The organism is Frateuria defendens, assembly GCF_001182895.1.
GTDB classification, from domain to species: domain Bacteria; phylum Pseudomonadota; class Gammaproteobacteria; order Xanthomonadales; family Rhodanobacteraceae; genus Frateuria_B; species Frateuria_B defendens.
The window spans coordinates 1-975 of sequence record NZ_LFQR01000232.1 but is presented as its reverse complement, the minus strand read 5'-3'; the positions used below and the strand labels follow the sequence as shown (position 1 = coordinate 975).

The 975-nt window shown below is 68.3% G+C and carries 1 protein-coding gene; it reads left to right on the top strand.

Going from position 1 to position 975, the window contains the following annotated elements; genetic code table 11:
• The coding region (locus tag ACH65_RS18080; RefSeq protein ID WP_049624035.1) for an OmpA family protein at window positions 1–928 on the top strand (928 nt) is incomplete at its 5' end.
• Window positions 929–975: the final 47 nt, after the last annotated feature.

Sequence of the window (975 nt, the reverse complement as noted above, 5' to 3'; positions counted from 1 at the left end):
CAGCCGTCAGGTGTACTACGGCCTGGGCGTGGGCCGCTTCGTCTCGCCGAACGCCTCGATCGACATCTTCGCCGACCGCACCAAGCGCGACGTGGACGGCGGCGGCAACTGGTCCAGCAACAACCTGGGCGTGGCGGCGCGCTTCTACGCCGGCGCGTGGGACGCCTGGCGTCCGTACCTGCTGGCGGGCGTGCTGGGCAGCCACCACAACAGCCGCGCCGACAGCGGCTGGTCGCCGGCGGCCGAACTGGGCGTGGGCGTGTCCAAGACCATCACCGACAGCTCGGACATCCGCATCGAGGCCGGCTACCGCTACGACTGGGACGACAAGACCCAGCCGAAGGAAAACGGCTACGGCGACTGGTTCCTGGGCTTCAGCGTGGTTTCGCGCTTCGGCCAGCCGGCCGCTGCGCCGACCCCGCCGCCGCCGGCCCCAGTGGAGGATTGCTCCACCAAGGACAGCGATGGCGACGGCGTGAACGACTGCGACGACAAGTGCCCGGCGACGCCGGCCGGTACCCTGGTGGGTCCGGATGGCTGCCCGCAGAAGGTGGTGATCGACCTGCGCGGCGTGAACTTCAAGTTCGACCGTCCGAAGAAGGGCGAGACGAACATCGCCAAGGCGTTGGCCGAGCCGAGCTCGGATTCGGTGGCGATCCTCGACCAGGCGGTGGACACCCTCAAGCGTTATCCGGACGTGCACGTGACGGTGGCCGGCTACACCGACTCGGTGGGTAAGGACGCCTATAACCAGGCCTTGTCGGAGCGTCGCGCGAAGATCGTGTACGACTACCTGACCGCCCACGGCGTGGACGCGAGCCGCCTGGAAGGCCCGATCGGCCATGGCGAGAACGACCCGATCGACAGCAACGACACCGATGCCGGTCGTGCGCGCAACCGCCGCACGGAGCTGCAGGTGCAGCAGTAATCGGTCCTTCGGTCCGATGGAAAAGCCCGGCTTCGGCCGGGCTTTTC